Source organism: Microbulbifer maximicatervae (SeqCode), assembly GCF_052467065.1.
This window is the reverse complement of sequence record NZ_CP174299.1, coordinates 3745452-3762606: the sequence shown is the minus strand read 5'-3', so window position 1 is coordinate 3762606 and position 17155 is coordinate 3745452. Positions and strand designations below refer to the sequence as shown.

At 44.6% G+C, this 17155-nt stretch carries 17 protein-coding genes; 10 read left to right on the top strand and 7 right to left on the bottom strand.

The window, feature by feature from the left end:
- Positions 1-108: 108 nt before the first annotated feature.
- From ACJJI1_RS16715 to ACJJI1_RS16705, 3 genes are all read right to left on the bottom strand, one after another.
- The gene (locus tag ACJJI1_RS16715) at positions 109-1032 is read right to left on the bottom strand and encodes a haloalkane dehalogenase (RefSeq protein ID WP_444957332.1); all 924 of its coding nucleotides are present in this window, start codon (positions 1030-1032) and stop codon (positions 109-111) included.
- Positions 1033-1537: 505 nt separating this feature from the next.
- Positions 1538-2149: a hypothetical protein gene (locus ACJJI1_RS16710; RefSeq protein WP_444957331.1), complete on the bottom strand. Its 612-nt coding sequence runs from the start codon at positions 2147-2149 to the stop codon at positions 1538-1540.
- Positions 2150-2617: 468 nt separating this feature from the next.
- Positions 2618-4900 carry a TonB-dependent receptor gene (locus ACJJI1_RS16705; RefSeq protein ID WP_444957330.1) on the bottom strand — a complete coding sequence of 761 codons (2283 nt, stop codon included), beginning with the start codon at positions 4898-4900 and terminating at the stop codon, positions 2618-2620.
- Positions 4901-5286: 386 nt separating this feature from the next.
- On the opposite strand from ACJJI1_RS16705, the gene ACJJI1_RS16700 reads away from it, so the two are divergent.
- From ACJJI1_RS16700 to ACJJI1_RS16670, 7 genes are all read left to right on the top strand, one after another.
- Positions 5287-5643, top strand: coding sequence for a hypothetical protein (locus ACJJI1_RS16700; protein WP_282933309.1), 357 nt, complete (start codon positions 5287-5289; stop codon positions 5641-5643).
- Positions 5644-6010: 367 nt separating this feature from the next.
- Positions 6011-6373, top strand: a complete 363-nt coding sequence (locus ACJJI1_RS16695) for a phytanoyl-CoA dioxygenase family protein (RefSeq protein WP_444957329.1) — start codon at positions 6011-6013, stop codon at positions 6371-6373.
- 182 nt (positions 6374-6555) lie between these two features.
- Positions 6556-6900 (top strand): ArsR/SmtB family transcription factor, encoded by a 345-nt coding sequence (locus ACJJI1_RS16690; protein ID WP_413665278.1) that lies wholly within the window; start codon positions 6556-6558, stop codon positions 6898-6900.
- A 284-nt stretch (positions 6901-7184) separates the two neighbouring features.
- On the top strand, positions 7185-8618 hold the full coding sequence (locus ACJJI1_RS16685; protein WP_444957328.1) for a hypothetical protein: 1434 nt from the start codon (positions 7185-7187) through the stop codon (positions 8616-8618).
- 134 nt (positions 8619-8752) lie between these two features.
- Entirely contained in the window at positions 8753-9835 is a 1083-nt protein-coding gene (locus tag ACJJI1_RS16680; RefSeq protein WP_413665276.1) for a permease, read from the top strand.
- Positions 9836-9862: 27 nt separating this feature from the next.
- On the top strand, positions 9863-10027 hold the full coding sequence (locus ACJJI1_RS16675) for an NAD(P)-binding domain-containing protein (protein ID WP_413665275.1): 165 nt from the start codon (positions 9863-9865) through the stop codon (positions 10025-10027).
- A gap of 93 nt (positions 10028-10120) precedes the next feature.
- Positions 10121-10498, top strand: a complete 378-nt coding sequence (locus ACJJI1_RS16670) for a phytanoyl-CoA dioxygenase family protein (RefSeq protein ID WP_444957327.1) — start codon at positions 10121-10123, stop codon at positions 10496-10498.
- 8 nt (positions 10499-10506) lie between these two features.
- On the opposite strand, the gene ACJJI1_RS16665 is transcribed toward ACJJI1_RS16670, so the two are convergent.
- Positions 10507-11583: an FAD-dependent oxidoreductase gene (locus ACJJI1_RS16665; protein ID WP_444957326.1), complete on the bottom strand. Its 1077-nt coding sequence runs from the start codon at positions 11581-11583 to the stop codon at positions 10507-10509.
- 126 nt (positions 11584-11709) lie between these two features.
- On the opposite strand from ACJJI1_RS16665, the gene ACJJI1_RS16660 reads away from it, so the two are divergent.
- The 3 genes from ACJJI1_RS16660 to ACJJI1_RS16650 all read left to right on the top strand — a co-directional run bounded on the left by ACJJI1_RS16660 (position 11710) and on the right by ACJJI1_RS16650 (position 13579).
- Positions 11710-12342 (top strand): LysE family translocator, encoded by a 633-nt coding sequence (locus tag ACJJI1_RS16660; protein ID WP_444942087.1) that lies wholly within the window; start codon positions 11710-11712, stop codon positions 12340-12342.
- 87 nt (positions 12343-12429) lie between these two features.
- Positions 12430-13176 (top strand): metallophosphoesterase family protein, encoded by a 747-nt coding sequence (locus ACJJI1_RS16655; protein WP_444957325.1) that lies wholly within the window; start codon positions 12430-12432, stop codon positions 13174-13176.
- A 46-nt stretch (positions 13177-13222) separates the two neighbouring features.
- Entirely contained in the window at positions 13223-13579 is a 357-nt protein-coding gene (locus ACJJI1_RS16650) for a DUF4870 domain-containing protein (RefSeq protein ID WP_413665269.1), read from the top strand.
- 682 nt (positions 13580-14261) lie between these two features.
- Here the strand turns inward: ACJJI1_RS16650 and ACJJI1_RS16645 are convergent.
- From ACJJI1_RS16645 to ACJJI1_RS16635, 3 genes are all read right to left on the bottom strand, one after another.
- Positions 14262-14489: a hypothetical protein gene (locus ACJJI1_RS16645; RefSeq protein ID WP_444957324.1), complete on the bottom strand. Its 228-nt coding sequence runs from the start codon at positions 14487-14489 to the stop codon at positions 14262-14264.
- A 598-nt stretch (positions 14490-15087) separates the two neighbouring features.
- Positions 15088-15858, bottom strand: a complete 771-nt coding sequence (locus ACJJI1_RS16640) for a zinc-dependent metalloprotease family protein (protein ID WP_444942089.1) — start codon at positions 15856-15858, stop codon at positions 15088-15090.
- A gap of 232 nt (positions 15859-16090) precedes the next feature.
- On the bottom strand, positions 16091-16768 hold the full coding sequence (locus tag ACJJI1_RS16635; RefSeq protein WP_444957323.1) for a protease inhibitor BamI-like protein: 678 nt from the start codon (positions 16766-16768) through the stop codon (positions 16091-16093).
- Between the last annotated feature and the right edge of the window lie 387 nt (positions 16769-17155).

The window sequence follows — 17155 nt, the reverse complement described above, 5'->3', positions numbered from 1 at the left end:
AGCGCCGCTGATTATAAATTAGTTATGAAATATAAGAGCAGCTTGAATGCCTTGGACTACCTGTGAACAGAATGCCGGAATATAACTTATCCCGGCACTAGTACGCCTTTAATTTTCAGTTACTGTAGAGGAAAGCTTGAAGTGGCTGAGAGCCTTTTCAGCAATTTCTTTACCATATTCCTGCACAAAGTGGCCCGCCTCCGCTATTTTGAGAGGCTCGGGGCAGTTTTTGATGGTTCCCCTCAGCAACTCCATCACTTTCTCACCAAGTACAAAGTCCCTCATTCCAATCGCCATAAAGCTCTCACCACCCCAGCTCCTAGACCAGAATTCTCGAGCCCTTACCCCTAGCTCTGCTCCCTCCATATCAGGATCAACCGGTACAATTGACGGGAATCGACGAACGCCAGCCTTATAGCGGTTGTCTGGAAAAGGCGCATCATAGGCTACTATATCGAATAAATTGACCTCAGATTGAGCATCATTGGCAATGAGCCCTCCCACAGGGATTTCAGGCACATTGACAGAGAAGTTCCGCCAGTGGTAGAACCCCTCTGATGCACCATCCCCTGCTGCGATAGCCGTATTCATTACCAGTAATCGGGTAAATCTATCCGGCATATCCATTGGAAGTGTCAATCCGAGAAGTCCACCCCAATCCTGACAAACCAGCGTAATATTCTTAAGATCCAAATGCTCAATCAAACGCATCAGGCTGTTACGATGGAAGTTAAAAGTGTACACATCTTCATTGACGGGTTTATCTGAGCGACCAAACCCAAACAAATCTGGAGCAATTACCCGGTGTCCTGCCTCAACAAAAACTGGGATCATTTTTCGATATAAGTAACCCCAACTGGGCTCCCCATGGAGACAAAGAAAGGTAGTATCCGCATCCTGCTCCCCCTCATCGATATATGCCATACGCATAGAATCGTAGCCTTCCAGGCTATCAATATAGTTGGGAGTATACGGAAAACCCGGTAGTAGGGAAAAGCGCTCCTCAGGAGTTCTCAATCGTTCAATAGACATCTGCAACCCTCTTTTAGTTGAATGTTAAATAGCGCCTTGCCACTGAAAAGCTAGATCAGTTGGAATCCAGAGATCATCCATTGTGGCGCTTTTATCGGTGCTTCATATCTGAAAAGATAACTGTAGAAAAATACCTATTATCCTACTGGATAATAAGGATAAATATGCTCCTAAAACATGGCACGATCTCTAATTTTTACATTTAGAAACCTTATTAGGCGCCAGATCACTTAAATTACCCAATAATGCCAATCTGGCAAGTCTGAAACCATTGGGCTAAGTACAACTGACCCAATCAAAGCCGATTAATCAAACTTCTTACCATTAAAAACATGTTAGATGTATTGAGATACCCATCTGGATGTAAGCTGTCTACCAGCAATACATCTCAATTATCAGTGAACTGGAATTGGAGCCTAGGAAAAATTAGGCTACAAAAATCACCGGGAGGCATATATCACTAGAAGAACAATATCTTTCATGACTATGAATCATGGACAACACCTCAATACACTTTACCAAAGCCCGCCAAGATCCAGCCCCTTTTCACTGGAGAATCCATCTCTACCTCCCTGGCGAACAGGGTTTTGGGTGCTGACTCCATGATTTTATATCCCCCATCATCAACATAAGTGGCTAAAGCAACATGGGCAATATATCCTTTTTCAGCCTTTCTATAAAAAGCCAGATCCCCCAACTTCGGCTTATAAGATGCTGGCTTCAAAGATTGAATAGACTGGAAATAGGAATATAGATTTCTTGCACGGCGATGGAAAAATGGGTTCTCTGGGTTATTACCATTTCGAGCATCATAAAAATTTGGATTTTTTACAAAACTATCTCTCAATAAGACCTGAAATGAATATCCAGCCATTCCGTAAGCGATATTAGGTACATCACTACAGACAATAAATCCAAGTTTCCCTCCTATATTATTATACATCCCCATCAGTGGATCATAAGGCGTAAACCAAAGAGAATATGCATTATCGACAACCAGATTAACATTTGGAAGGCCATGATGATTGGTAAAACTTCTCTCCCCCTTATAGGTAGAAAAATAGACGAGCAGTGGTATTGCCAAAACAATAACAAGAAAGCCAATAAATTTTTTCATATTACCAAAAATGTACCAACCCAAAATCACCAATACATATGAAACATTACTAAACTAATAAAAAGTAGGGGAAAAGAGTACAGCTAACAAACCCTTACGCCACTTTAATGCCACTTTTTAGTCCGAACGTCAACATACAGCTAGCAATAGGAATTGGAGTAACTACTCATAACCTAGTAGAACTATCTCCCACTGCCAATTTAAATTTGTATACGAACGTTAAGGTTTCACACCTGCAACGACCTTAGGGCTCTCCACCTCGACTCTAATTTCGCTTCATGAAAGCAGTTTAACCACATACTTTATTGGGGAGCCTCCGGAAGGATTTGGGTTAGACCACAAAGATCGAAGCTTCATTATTTGTATGGATTTGAAAATGGATTGTAGTTAAATTTTTCAGGCAATAAAAAAGCCGCACACTGGAGAAGTGTGCGGCAAAGCTTGGAAGCCTATGGGAGAGGCATGAGGTTAAAAATCGTACGCGAAGCTAAGCTTGATATTGCGCGGTAAGATGTAGCGGACATTAGACGCTAGCGGATCGCGGGGATCACCTTCGGTGATACCATCTTCATCAGTTAAGTTGTCCACAGCCAACTGGACAGTAATATCATTGATATAAGCCACCGCACCCAGGTCAACTTTTGTATAGGCTGGCAAAGTTATTTCATTGTTGCTTCCATTAAAGCGATCACCTACCCGACTGATATCGGTATACACAGCCATATCAATGTCATTCAGTGTGAAATCATAATTCTGGCTCAGGCGCACCTGGTATTCAGGCTGACGCATAACCTGGTTGCCTTCATATTCACCACTCGTGATTTCTGGCTTTTGCAGGGTAGTATTTAACCCAAAGGTGAAATCTCCCCAGTGAACTTTACCGTCCAATTCGAGACCAAGCGCCTCAGTCTCTAAACGAGTACAGGTACTGCTGCCAATGATACAGTCAGGCATGCCCTGGGTTTCGTTGTAGAACAGAGTCGCAAAGAGGGAATAATCTTGCTCCTGCAATTTATAACCCAGTTCGTATTGGTCAATGTCGATTACAAGGTCAGACCCAGCAATGAAGCTATCACCGAACTCACGATAGTTGTCAAAGTCTGCGAACTTAAAGCCGGAGTTTATACGGAAGAAAGTGCCCATATTTTCGGCAAAGGCCCAGTCCACTGCGGCAGTATAAGCAGTGCCATCTTCGTCCGCTTTATAAGTGGTAAAATTGCCGTCTCGCTCACCATGGTCCACGGAGTAATTGGTTTTTCGGTTTGCGGAACGCACGCCCAGATCGAAGGTAAAGTCCCCCAAGTAGAACTCACCGGCGACATAAAGCGCGTTTTCACGGGCATCACCCACGGCATCCACATCATATTTCCAATCACAAGTGGAAATATCTGCGGATGTATTACAAGCGAGATCACCAGTTAGCTCAGAGCCATCAGCAGTTCCTGTGATCAGCTCCCCATCTTGACCCAGTACGTAGTATTTCTGGTTACCCAGGGACCACCATTCATCAACTTCCCAGCTTGAGGTGTAATAACCGGCTGTTACTTTAAAGTTATCCCACTCTTTTGCCAGGCTAATGTCATTTGTCGTAGCCTCGATATCTTTGCGTACTACCCAGGCACCAAACTGCTGTACCACAGTATCGCCACTAAGTTCGTTTCCAGAAGCGGTAACTACAGTTTGATCCGTTAGGGCGTTCAGCGATATAGGCGAGCCATTAGGAACGAAACCCAAAGTATCAGCATTACCCGCAGTAACTCCAAAGCGCTCGGTGAGACTCCAGCCATCCCCTAAGTCAAGCTCCAGGTAAGCACCGGCTACATTGCCATTCCAGCCGCGCCCTTCGCCCATATCGAAAGTTTCCCAGGTAGTTTCTGAGCCGCCATTACCGTCAGCCTGAGTAATAGGTACAGAAACCTTGCGATTACTGGGGCCTACCTGGGTGTAATCTGTTTCCAGAAATGCAGCATTGGGCAAATACCAGGTACCAGTATCTTTTGTATCCCGGATGTAAAAACCCGCTTTGCCGTTATCCATCTCTTTGGTGATATGCAGGGTAAATTGATGCCCTTCTTCCGCATCAAAACCCGCATCACGAATGCCAGGGGAGGAAGATACGTAGCCTCCAACCATGTAGTACACATCATCCGAAACCTTACCGGTCATCACGGCATCGGTCCGCTGCAGATCATAGTCAGATAAAGTGTACTTAAATCGCCCCTCAGTCTCTTCAGTACCTTCTTTTAAGATAAAGTTGGTAGTCAGACCTGGCTGGCCATTGGAGAAAACCGGATTGGGTCCACCGCGCAGAGCTTCCACTCGCTGAATAGTTTCATCGACACGAAATAGAGAAGAGTTTTCTAAAAATGAGAGTGTTGGCGCTGGATACAGAGGCAATCCGTTCATGGATACCGTGACAAAGGGTGCATCACTACCGCCAGGGAAACCGCGAACATCGATATTTGCCCCAGAAACACCGCCAGAGCTCTCAACCCACAGGCCTGGAACGGACTTCAACAGGTCTGCAGTACTTGAAGGAGAGGCTTTGCTAATCTCATCATCACTTAAAGTTGTGATAGAAAAGCTGGCATCCAGCTTACGCATGCCTGCACCGCCAGGGGTGCCTGTTGTGATGACTTCCTCCATCACCATATCGTTTTCAGGGCTAATTTCTTGGGCTGCGGCATAGCCGCAAAGACCAACGGAGAGCGCGGCCATGGATACGGCCTGCGCCAATGGTTTCTTGCTCATCAACTCTTCCCTCTCGTCGTCATTCTTATCTGTTCTGATACTTCGGTGCTATTTTTATAAAGCTTTATGCAATCGATTGCATAAAGAGTTGCTAAACGCTACTTGATGCACCGTGCTTTAACTATAATGCGCAAATGCAATCGATTGCAAATTGAATTGATGGCTAGATTTGAGTGACTAGTCATCCGTAAGGCCATCGCAGATCAAGATTTGAGGGGTAGGGGCAGATTTTCTGCCATTGATAGAAGATCATATTTGGAAACTACACCCGGATGCTCTTAGATTTAGTATGTAGGGCTGTCCAAATGTGGCGCCAAATTATTGATTCTAGAAGCATTCGGCGACGAGTGGTTCCATGCCAGTGCCAAGCGGCCGGGAGAGTTATCGTGGAAAAAGGCAAGTGCCAACAGGCGGAGCATCATTCACATACACATAACAGCCACTGTGGCCACACAGCCATTCGCCACGGGGACCATATCTGCTACCTCCATGACGGCCACCTACACCATCCCCACAAAGACCACTACGACGAGCACGTCTTGGAAGTAAGCACCCAAAACCCGGAGGGTTGCCACCCTGTTACAGGGGGCTACGACAGCTCCCATGTCCACGGCAAAAACTGTGGCCATGAGCAGGTTCCCCACGGAGATCATGTTGACTACCTGGTTAACGGGCGACTTCACCATGTTCATGGTGATCACTGTGATGACCATGGACCGGTCGAATTGGCTAAACATCAGTAAGCCTGCTAGCCAAAACTTGGCGAGGCCAAGATTTATAGCAATCCAAAGTTACCTGGGCGCCGATCACATAAGCTGAGATTTTATTTCTGCTAACGGCGCCCTTTCATGTTCAGATCGCGTTTTAGCTGCTCTCTATGCCTATGCCGTTAATCCAACTGCTTCGAATTTGAGACTCAGATCAACTCATTAACACTAAAGACTTTTGCATTAAAAACTCCTGAAATAAAAATCTCTGGGCAACCTAAATGAAAGCCCCACCGAAGAGAAAGAAAAGTACATTGGCCAACCTGTTTTCTAGCGCTGAAGACGAAAAGGAGTTGCCAAGCAATTCCTTTTTGGCGAGATCTTTCAAAAAGGGGCCATCCTTTTGTTCAACGCAAGGGGAATTATTAAAGAAGATCTCTTTGCTGATCTGGAGGTAAAAGACCTGGAAGTGAAAGCCGGTAAATGCCTTATTTTCTCACCCCTAAATATGCACACATCCTATGCAAACACATCAAAAGATAAATCTCGATTTTCGTTTGCCAGGAGGTATACAGCTAATTACATAAAAGTTGTTCCTTATGGCAAAGACAACATTTCAACCATGGTGGGCTTGCTGGAATTCACATTGCCCAAAGTAGGTAATTTTCAGGTGTTTGGCAAAGATTCTTACGGCTACAATGAAATTCTGGATGATAATGAGTCTACTTCAGAATCGGTGTTACCCCTTCTACTATGGGGCAATTAGCAGTAAAAGCGTTATTTCGGTAAGTTTGGTAATATAGTTTAAAGAAATATAAGTAATGTAGCTTCCTCTCAATATCCTAAGAAATTAGTGGCAGCACTAGCTTGAGCAGACCCCCACACGCCACTTTATCTTTAGCACTAAACTGTATATATTTCGACGAATATAGAACTTATGACCAAATCATGATGGAAATCGAAGAAGTAGCCAAATCGCTTAAAGAGCTGGGACACCCAACCCGCTTGTTGATCTACAAAAAAGTAGTCAAAGCTGGCCTACCGGGTATTCCTGTAGGCAACATCCAGGAGCAGTTGGATATCCCCGGATCAACCCTTTCCCACCATATTTCCAGTCTGATTTCGGCAGGATTGATCTTCCAGCGGCGTGAGAGCCGAACCCTGTTCTGCGTAGCCGAATATCAGCACTTAACTGAGGTTATTCAGTTTTTACAAGATGAATGCTGTCACGATGATTTCAATACACCGATAAAGTGTCCTGATATCAAGTGTGCGGTACCGGATCAGCACTGAACAATGTCGCTCCTGCTTTGGGCGACCTCTATCGATGACGTCCAAACTTTCCTCTCTTCACCCCGATAGGTACATGTAGGCCCTAAATTCTGCATTAAGTACCGCTAGAATGACCATTCACAGCAATAGCCAGCTTTAGTTGGCTCCCTTCCCTTGATACCTTTCTTAGATACCTCGGAAATAACTCGAACATACATCTTTACTTAACATCTATATTTTTATTGTTCTAGAAATATCATATCATTTGAGTTGTGTACCCCAGCATACAAAGGCCAGAGGAAACCATGAAAAAGAGCCATCCAAACGCCATTCAGGCAGCCAATGAAGCGGTAGAGTGGGGGCTTGCCCATGGCTTGGCTTTCAAATCTAGTCGTGGCTCAGCGAGCCATGTGCCTTTTAGCCTTACCCCAAGTACTATCGCCCTGGAACGGTTTGAGACGTTAAAGAAAGCAGTACCCCTATTGGGAAAGCTGATCCATCAAGTCTCAGAAGATCACCAATTTCTTCACGAAGCTATCAGGCCTGTTGCACATGGAGACCCGTTTTTCGGTGCCTTACTCGCCATGCATGGTCAAATAAAAAATGCGCCCCGCCTCCCCCTCCTGATTATGAGAAGTGACTTTATGGACGATGTGAGCCAAGGACCAAAGCTCATTGAGTTCAATGGAATCGCAGCAGGAATGGGGCCCTTTGGGCAGCGTATTTACGAGTTGCACCAATTCATCCGCTCGCAAAGTCCTGAGACCTATTCCAATTGGTCCAATACTTCGAACGGCCAACCTATAGAGAACCCAGCAATTGAGCGACTCTCCCAAGGCCTTGCCGATGCGACAAGAGCCATCAAAAGCGAATTTGGAGATGGTGGCAGCCCAACATTTCTAATGGTGATACAGGAGTATGAGGACAATGTCTTCGACCAACACCTTCTTGAATATGCCTTAGCTGAAAAAGGCATACGTACGGTACGAAAGACCTTTCGCGAACTCAAAGCGGGCCTGGTAACAGGCCCCAACAATAGGCTCCTGCTGCAAGGAATAGGCCCTGTAGATTGCGTGTATTTACGAGCCGGCTACAACTACTGTGATTATGTCGCCAAAGACCTGGATAGCGAGCGCTGCTGTGAAACACTGATGCAATCGCGAATTTTGCTTGAGAGCCATCGGATCGCAATTAATGCAACCGTAAGCCAACAACTGGCTACCAGCAAGCGTGTACAAATGATCCTTTCGTCCATGTCAGTAGAAATGCTAACCGGATTCAATGTATCCCAGGATGAAGCGGTTTTAATCAAGTCATTACTTGGCGAGATGCAACCAATTTCATCAGAGACGATAGAATGGTTCAGTCAGCAGAACGCCTCTAAGTGGGTGCTCAAAAATCAGGGAGAAGGCGGCGGGCACTGTGTCTTTGGTCAGGATATCAAGCTGAAACTCAAACAGCTCTCAGTAGACGAATACCCTGCCTGGGCACTAATGCCACGCTTGAGCCCGCCCCCTAGAAGCAATCCCGCCCTGGTAGTCAAAGACTCTGAATTATATTTAGTAGGCGATTTAATCAGTGAAATAGGTATGTTTACGGTTCATTTCAATGGTCAACCAGCTACTTCAGAACAAGGTTTTGCCGGCTACTTAGTTCGAAGTAAATCCTCTCAGGAAATGGAGGGTGGCGTGCATAGCGGCAAGGGCGTTTTAGATTCACTGATATCCAATGTCGCCTGACAACATCACAAGCAATCCGTAAAAAGGATCTCTTGGCACCATAAATCACACTTCAAAGCTAATGAAAACACACTGACAAAATTCATTATTTCTATATTTCTAGTAATAACAAATTTAATTAAGGAGCTAAAACAATGCCCCCAGAGTTCGTATCCATGCTAGAAGAAGCTCTCTCTATGTTTGCTTTTCTTGCAGTTGAGCTGACAGTATTATTTTTAGCTATCAGCTACCTCGTTGGTGTATTGCAGCAGTACATTACACCGGAAAAAATCCAAGCGACCCTAAGCTCACGCAATGGCCGAGGCTACGTAATAGCCGCATTACTTGGCTCCATTACACCTTTCTGTTCATGCTCTACTATTCCATTTTTGAAGGGACTACTTCGCGCCCGCGCTGGTTTCGGACCAATGATGGTGTTCCTATTCTCCAGCCCTCTACTTAATCCGATTGTTATTGGCTTGTTGATCTTTACATTTGGTCTCAACGTAGCGATTTTTTATTTCACTCTAGCGATGACTGTGTCAATTTCTGCGGGATTTGCACTGGAAAAATTTGGATTCGAGCGTTTTGTCCGCGATGGTGTCTACCGAGACACAAATAGTAAAAATCCCCCTTCACCCAGTGAGAACAAAGGGATAGCCAATAATTTGGCATTTAATAATGGAGTCTTGGCTACAACTGGCGCAACCAATACAGCAACAATATCTTCTCTATCATCAGCTGCAAAAACTGGAGAAACTACATCCTGCTGTATCAATACTCCGGCAAATAGCTGTGATTCTGAGGGGGGAGTAGAAACCCAGAAACTAAATCGCTGGGTCATTATTTGGAATTCCACCTGGATAGATTTTAAAAAAACACTCCCCTATTTACTGCTCGGTATTTCTCTGGGATCATTCATTTACGGATTTGTTCCTACTGATTTGATCGTAACCTACGCAGGAGAAAACAAGTGGTACGCGATTCCAATTGCAGCTGTAATCGGTATTCCACTCTATATACGTGCCTCTGCTGTTATCCCTCTGAGTGCTGGTTTGGTGCAAAAGGGCATGGCTCTCGGATCGGTAATGGCACTAATTATCGGCAGTGCTGGCGCCAGCCTGACAGAAGTTATCCTATTAAGGTCCATCTTTAAAACCCAGATGATCGCAGCATTTTTAGTGGTTGTTTTAGGTATGGCTATCACAGCGGGTTACCTGTACACCCTTCTGTTTTAATTCCAGGTATTTTGGAGGTAGAGACTTATGAACAAGATACACGACGCGATTATCATTGGCGCAGGGCCTATTGGAATTGCTGCCGCTGTACAGCTCTTGTCGAGAAAACTGAAGCCCTTGGTTTTAGAGAAAGGCATATCGGCCGGCAGCGCCATGCTGGATTGGGGCCATGTTCGGGTTTTTACACTCTGACCTTATATCATTGATAAAGCAGTTGCTAACCTCCTTGATATGAATGGCTGGGTATATCCAAATAGGGAATACTTACCTACAGGCCGTGAAATAGTGGACGAGTATTTAGGTCCATCAGCCAAAACTTTGGAGCTAATTAATAAAAGTACTCTTATTTTATTTAGCTCCATAAAATTAATTGGAGATGATTTCCTTAATCAATTTATGGTGATAGATTTAGAGATGAAAGCTGGGGAGTGTTTGATCTTTTCTTCATTGAACTTACATGCTTCCCATTCCAATACCAGCGATAATAGTAGAAGGTTCTCCTTTGTAGGAAGATGCACTGCCAACCACATAAAGGTAGCCCCCTACGGAAAAGATTTATATTCAACCTATGAGGGACTTGTTGAATATGATACCCCTAAAATCGACACTTTTCAGGTTTTCGGCAATGATACCTACGGTTACAACGAAATCCTTAAAGAATAAACGTTCATTTAAAGCTTTGTCAGGTTTTGGGTATATGCTTGTCGTACCACCGGAAAAGATACGGCGAGCTTTGCCAACATCCGCACCAATATTTTATTTAGCAAGGAATTTGAGCTTATAATCCGCCTAACAATTTCTGTCTTTCGAATCGTCGCCGCGCCTATTTTACGCCTTTCATCGGAATAACTATCTACTGTGCCGTTTATAATCGCATCAACTGCAGCTATCGCATCGGCAATACCCAGATTCATACCCTTGCCACCTACGGGAGAATGGCAGTGAGCGGCGTCTCCGACTAAAAGTACGCGCTGGGAGCGATAACTCTTCGCCTGCCGAATTGAAATTTGAAAACTACCGGAGCGATGGATATTCTTAATTTTTAGCGACACATCTAGTGCTCCCAACGCATCTGGCTGGGTAGCAACTACTCTTAAACGCTGTTTACCCATAGGTAAACTAATTGTAAATTGATTGCCGGGCCGCTGAATATCCACGCTAACTAAATCAGGATCACACTCTCCTTCTATATCTACATCAGCGACTCCCCAAGGTTCCGGCAAATCTGTACCAGAAAATGGAATACTCAGTTTCTCACGAATTGTTGAATGAACTCCGTCAGCAGCAATTAACCAGTCAAAGCATTCGACACTGCCGTCAGACAGGGTAACTACCACCCGGTGATCACTAGAATCCACTTCAGTAGCAGCCACGCCATATTCAACTGAAACGCCTTGCTCAAGTAAAGCATCTCGCAAAATTTCCTCGGTGCGATTTTGCGGCAGCCCAAAGCCCACATACTCTTTATACGCATCGCCCCGGTTATCCAAAAATAACAACGGCCTACCCGCTTGAAGATATTGAACTTTGCAGAGTCGCATCGCCTCAGAGACCAAGTTATCTGAAACGCCCACCTTAAGAAGGCGCCTGATGGTGCAGGGAAAAATACCGACTGCCCGAGAGAGTTCACTGGGCTTGGTACGGCGTTCAACTATTCGGCATTTGATTCCATAGAAAGACAAAGCACAAGCTGCCGCCAACCCCGTTGGGCCCGCACCAACCACTAACACCCAGTCTATATGGCTCACTGGTAGTGTTGCACTCTGTCGTTGAACTCACTTCTATTGTAGAAGCCCGGGAAAAAGCAAGGCACGGCCATCATAGAAGTAAACACACCTGCTGTGATAAAATCGCAATTTCAGGGCACCCCTCATATGATCGACCTCAGTATTTTACCCGCCTTCTTGATCGCAGCGATTGTTCTAGCGGCCTCCCCTGGTCCTGACTTACTGTTAATATCTGCTTACTCTTCGGCTCGCGGATTTACTGCTGGAGTAATGATCTCGCTGGGCATTTTTACTGCTGGGATAGTGCAAACGGCGCTAGTTGCTCTCGGACTCGGACATATCATGCAGACGATGCCTCTGGTGGCAATGGTAGTAAAACTGGTGGGAGCCGTATATTTAGCTTGGCTTGGATTGTCACTCCTTCGCAATTGGCGTTCAAATAAAGTGGCACAAAATAACCAACCAGATACCGTGGCACTGTCGGCAGCACAGCTGATGGCCCGAGGCTTGCTCAACAACCTAATGAACCCCAAAGCCCTACTTTTCTTTAGCCTTTTCCTGCCTCAATTTACCGTGTCATCCCAGGCAATCACGCCCCAAATTCTTGTATTGGGCATACTCTTGAGCATTACAGCGTTGGCTTTTAACACCCTGGTATCCCTATCGTTTAGCAAGCTGGGAAAATCTCTTGCTACACAGGCCAATATTCAGCGGCACCTGGATGGTTTTCTTGGAGTTATTTTCCTCGGCTTGGCCTCTCGCCTGGCTTTTGACCGCTGATTTTTTATAGTTTTATGGACGACAGGAAGCTTTCTGTGAAAATATAGCAGCAGTCAAAGTACTTTCAGCAGTCCAGCGGAGAGCTCAATGCGAATAGCGGTCCTGTCTGACATCCATAGCAATGTTTATGCCCTCGATGCCATTGTTGCTGATCTAAAAAAGAGAGGCGCCGATCTAACGGTGAACCTGGGTGATATTTTATATGGCCCTATTGCGCCACGACTCACCTATGAACGCTTAATGGAGCAAGGTTACACGACAATTCGCGGTAATCAGGACCGGCAAATATATGAAGCTACATCTACCGAAATAGAAAGCAACCCGACCCTGCAATTTATCCTGAAAGACCTTGGCGTTGAACCACTATTATGGATGAAGCAGTTACCACCCAGCTTACAAATCACCGATGAAGTCTTTCTTTGCCATGGAACACCCAGTAGTGACCTCATATATCTGCTGGAAGATACCAGCAGCGGCCGCCCCCAGATACGTTCCAACCATGAAATCCTCAACCTCCTTGGAAAGATTTCCTCAAAAGTAATTCTATGTGGGCATACACATCAACCACGCTGTGTCTCTGTCGGTAGTGGCCAGCTGGTCGTAAATCCAGGCAGCGTTGGGCTACCGGCTTACACTGACAGTGAACCGCAACCCCATATAATGGAAACCTTTAGCCCCCATGCGAGTTACGCCCTGATAGAGAGAAGCAAAAATGGAGCCTGGAGCGCAGAATTTTTTAAGGTAAGTTATGATACAGATAAAGCTGTTCAAGCTGCTATTGCGCAAGGGAGAGATGACTGGGGTTTCTATCTGTCAACCGGACGAGCTAGCTAGGTAAGTCAGCTTACATAGGACATTGAATCAAAAGGAAAGTCGCCAAATGGAAGATTATCGCCCTTGGGATATGGAACTAAATACCTTCCTAATGTTGCTTCATCTAAGTCAATTGGCTTGGGTCGTGATTCCTGGTGCTGGTTTTGTTTTACCCATTATTATGTGGGCGACAACAAGGGACCGCTCTCAAGAAATTGACAAACACGGCAAGATGATATTCAACTGGATGTTAAGCCTACTTATCTATTCTATTATTTCCGCCATACTGATATTTTTTATTATCGGTATTTTTGGACTGATTGCACTAGCAATAATCAATGTAATATTTATTGTGATTGGAGCAATCCGGGCCAATGAAGGCCAATTTTGGCGCTACCCACTCAGTATTCGATTTTTTGGTTAAATCGATCATACTCCAACTTCCTGGGATTAAGCAGGCTCAAACTTGGTAATCACGACACACGGGGCGAGCACATCCTATTTAACTTTACACACTGCTCACTCTACCCGGGAAGCTCTGTAAGTTAATACAATTTCATCAACGCTCCAATTTCGTGTTACCCATATTGTGTAAGCCATCCACGTAAACTGCCATTGGGGTTACTTCGTTGCTGCAATTTAGAAGAAACATCAAGGCGTATGGCCTTTGCTGTAATCCCTACCCCGGGAAATTTATTTTGGAAATCAACTCCACAAGATATCATTAATAAGTAGCTATATGGATTCATTCTTCTTAATCGTGGTGGCCCAGCTTCCCCAGCCTAAAGCCAGATCTCTTTACCCTCAATCGATGATATGTTTAACTTTACCGGACTTGAAAGTCCATCAATCTGCGATAACCCTCCGCAATAAATTACCATCGGCAAAGATAAAACCACGCTCTACCACTGGGACTAGAGCGTAAATATATTTTTTGGATACCCCCTAGGATTAACATCACTCAACAGAGGTCTCCAAAATAGATATCAACTGATTACTCAACACTAATCACAGAAAGGAAAATATAACCTATATTGCTCCCCCCCCAGAAAGCAATCTATCAAAATTAGCTAGCACGGAAGTTCTAATTATCATTTATTTAGCGATCAGTGACTATTCGATTTTTGGACAATTTGGGCGTCCTTAACTGGCTGAGTAATAATTAAGAAAGCAGCGTAAGCCACCCATGAAAAAACAAGAATACCAATAACCCAACCAAATTTAGCACCGCCGTGGGAGCGGCTCGATAAAATTACATGTGCTGCTGGTAAAATAAAAAATAACAAAAGTGCCAGCAAAAGAATCCATTCAATGATACCAATTCCAATTCCCATTTGAGACTCTCAACCCAATATATTTATTATTCAGCAAATAGTCCGGCAGTTTACCCCAATCAAATTAAATAACCTAGCCCCCTCCATTGACACCCCAAAATAATTGAATACAAATCAAAAAAGTTAATGACGAAAAGAACCCATCTAGCTTTCACAAAATAAATGAGCCAACCCATCATGTTTACTGCCTATCCTTACAAGCAAATAGTACCACATTCCCTTTGAGCCGATCTCTTTCATGTTTTTGAATTTCAATAATCCCCCAAGCATTCAATCATTGCCCAGGAAGTCTACTCGGCAATAGTGGACCTTCCATCAATTTAAGCAATAACCACTGTAGTGTTAAAATATTATATATACTACCAATACCCCTCTTCATGAGCCCGTCCTTGATGTTAATACTCATAAAATAGAGTGGTTTCAAATGAAAAAACCCCGCACTAAGCGAGGTTTTAACTCCTTGTAACCAAGGAAAGTACGTGGAATGGCTGACCGTGATCGACCAGCCGCTCCAAAGGAAATACCGAAGAGCTCTTCGTATTTCCCCTTGGCTATAAGCCAGTAATCTCTACAATTACTTTCAGCAAATTAGTGCCGATTAGTAGTAACCAGAGATATCATCAGTGATAGGACCGAGAGCACGGTAAGCGTTAGAAATGTCTACGCCGTTTGAGCGCTCACCACAGGCCAAGCCACCACACTCGTACCAGTCAGGATCAGAGAACCAATCGTACTGGGTAACGTTTTCGCCGTATTTCCAAGGGTAAGCCATGATGGTAGAGAACTTGTTATCTACACCGTGACCCATACCGTAAGAGTAAACGCCACCAGAGGTATCACCCTGCTTGGTTGAGTGAAGCAGACCCATATTGTGGCCCAGCTCGTGAACGAAGGTGTTATAACCACAGTCAACGCCAGTTACGCTGTAAGCGCGCTCTTTTGCGCTGGAGTACATGGTGCCATTGCTACCCTGTCCAACCCAGGCAATACCACAGGTGATGTAGGTGTTGCCGTCGATTACAGTTTCTTCAGCTTTACCCAGGAAAACCACCATATCCGCCTTTTCAGAGGAACGCCAGTTATTCACAGTGTCGTGGAAGGTAATCAGGTCCAGGGTTTCTTCGTTAACACGGAGATCGGAGCTGGTAGCTTCCCAGGTGTCTACCAGGTTCAACTGGATATCAATACCATTCCTTGAAAAGGAATTGTTCGCATAGCTGATATAGCTATCGATCTTGGCTGAGATATCACCGGTATACTCCGCAGCTGGTGCAGTGTACATAATAGCGATATCGACGGTATCGGCACTCGCAGCGCCAGAAACAGTCAGTGCTGCAATAGCAGCGGCCAGGCTTTTCTTCAGGTTCATTATAAGACTCCTTTTATTATAATAAGTAGTGCACACTCCTCCCCCAGCAATTAATTAAAATTGCTGCCCAAAGGAGTAACAATACGCTTTTAATACCCTGACTCGATTAAAAAACTATCCCTAGCCTTTTAACCGCCTGAGGAGACGAGCCCCCGGTATCTGCAGGATTTACTTGGGCCTTCCTTTGCCTGACTATTAATTCAAAGCATAATTACCTTGAATCAATTTCTTCTTATTTGAAGTCGTTTAGCGGTACATCGTCATCCGACCAGGTCTTTTCACGAGGTGCTTCCGAGGACATATCCTTATCGTGTTTCTCTACATGGTTTTTAATTAATGCACCATTAGGCGCTATCCACGCATAACTACCCTGACCTTCCATAGTGTATGACCCGGAAGGTAAGTTTAGCTGTGCATAAACAGAGTTTGCTCCGAGAGTAAAAGTTACGCCATGCAGGCGAGTCATCCCCGGGAGATTTAATTGTACGCTTTTGTTGCCACTGGCATGCTCTTCGATACTGCCAACCTGAGCATCGTAATCACCTTCAATACCTGGCAAGTCAATGTCGACGTAATCACCAACAGTGAGATTCCAGAGCATATCAATATCCAGCTCGAGATAGGTTTCACCATTGAGATCTACGGGTAGGCGACCATTTTCATGAAGAGCTTCCCTAGCCAGCTCTGACTCAACCCAAAGTGCTTTTTCTTCATCACTTTCGAGGAGTTCTTCTTCACCCACCTGAACCTCCTCAGGTTTAAGCGGCTCTGCTTTTTGAGCAGACTTACTGATAGCTGGCTTGGGTTTTTCTAGCTCAGCGACTGGTTTTTGACCTTCAGATTGGCTTTTGGCCCAAACGAAATACCCTGCTGCCACTGCAATGGCGACGAGAGGAATTATTTTTCTCACAAGCTTTTCTCTCAAAATAATGCTACGTGCAACGGCAAAGCACGTCCTATCGACAGCTTAACCAGCCTTACCTCATGTTGGCATCTTTACGATTCTTAACATTCGATATTTAGTTGAGACGATCGATCCTAATTATCACGCAGCTTTTTTTTGGGAAATTTTTCACATAATTTTCATAAAAACTGAACAGAATCTAAATTATTTTTCAAAACTGTGGGGAACGTCGGAATTAAAGCAGACATGCTTCACGAAAACACTTTTTGCACCAAATTAGTTCAAGCCAAGTACCTGCGGTGAGATTCCCCCAAATACGAGCAGGAATCACCTGCAAAAAACCAAAAAAATAAGTTTCACAAGAAACAAATTTGATAGATTTTTAAGCAGAAT

Bases quoted from the DNA above. Each gene is read 5' to 3' on its own strand.
- ACJJI1_RS16715 (WP_444957332.1), bottom strand. From the start codon at position 1,032: ATGTCTATTGAACGATTGAGAACTCCTGAGGAGCGCTTTTCCCTACTA.
- ACJJI1_RS16710 (WP_444957331.1), bottom strand. From the start codon at position 2,149: ATGAAAAAATTTATTGGCTTTCTTGTTATTGTTTTGGCAATACCACTG.
- ACJJI1_RS16705 (WP_444957330.1), bottom strand. From the start codon at position 4,900: ATGAGCAAGAAACCATTGGCGCAGGCCGTATCCATGGCCGCGCTCTCC.
- ACJJI1_RS16690 (WP_413665278.1), top strand. From the start codon at position 6,556: ATGATGGAAATCGAAGAAGTAGCCAAATCGCTTAAAGAGCTGGGACAC.
- ACJJI1_RS16685 (WP_444957328.1), top strand. From the start codon at position 7,185: ATGAAAAAGAGCCATCCAAACGCCATTCAGGCAGCCAATGAAGCGGTA.
- ACJJI1_RS16680 (WP_413665276.1), top strand. From the start codon at position 8,753: ATGCCCCCAGAGTTCGTATCCATGCTAGAAGAAGCTCTCTCTATGTTT.
- ACJJI1_RS16675 (WP_413665275.1), top strand. From the start codon at position 9,863: ATGAACAAGATACACGACGCGATTATCATTGGCGCAGGGCCTATTGGA.
- ACJJI1_RS16660 (WP_444942087.1), top strand. From the start codon at position 11,710: ATGATCGACCTCAGTATTTTACCCGCCTTCTTGATCGCAGCGATTGTT.
- ACJJI1_RS16655 (WP_444957325.1), top strand. From the start codon at position 12,430: ATGCGAATAGCGGTCCTGTCTGACATCCATAGCAATGTTTATGCCCTC.
- ACJJI1_RS16650 (WP_413665269.1), top strand. From the start codon at position 13,223: ATGGAAGATTATCGCCCTTGGGATATGGAACTAAATACCTTCCTAATG.
- ACJJI1_RS16645 (WP_444957324.1), bottom strand. From the start codon at position 14,489: ATGGGAATTGGAATTGGTATCATTGAATGGATTCTTTTGCTGGCACTT.
- ACJJI1_RS16640 (WP_444942089.1), bottom strand. From the start codon at position 15,858: ATGAACCTGAAGAAAAGCCTGGCCGCTGCTATTGCAGCACTGACTGTT.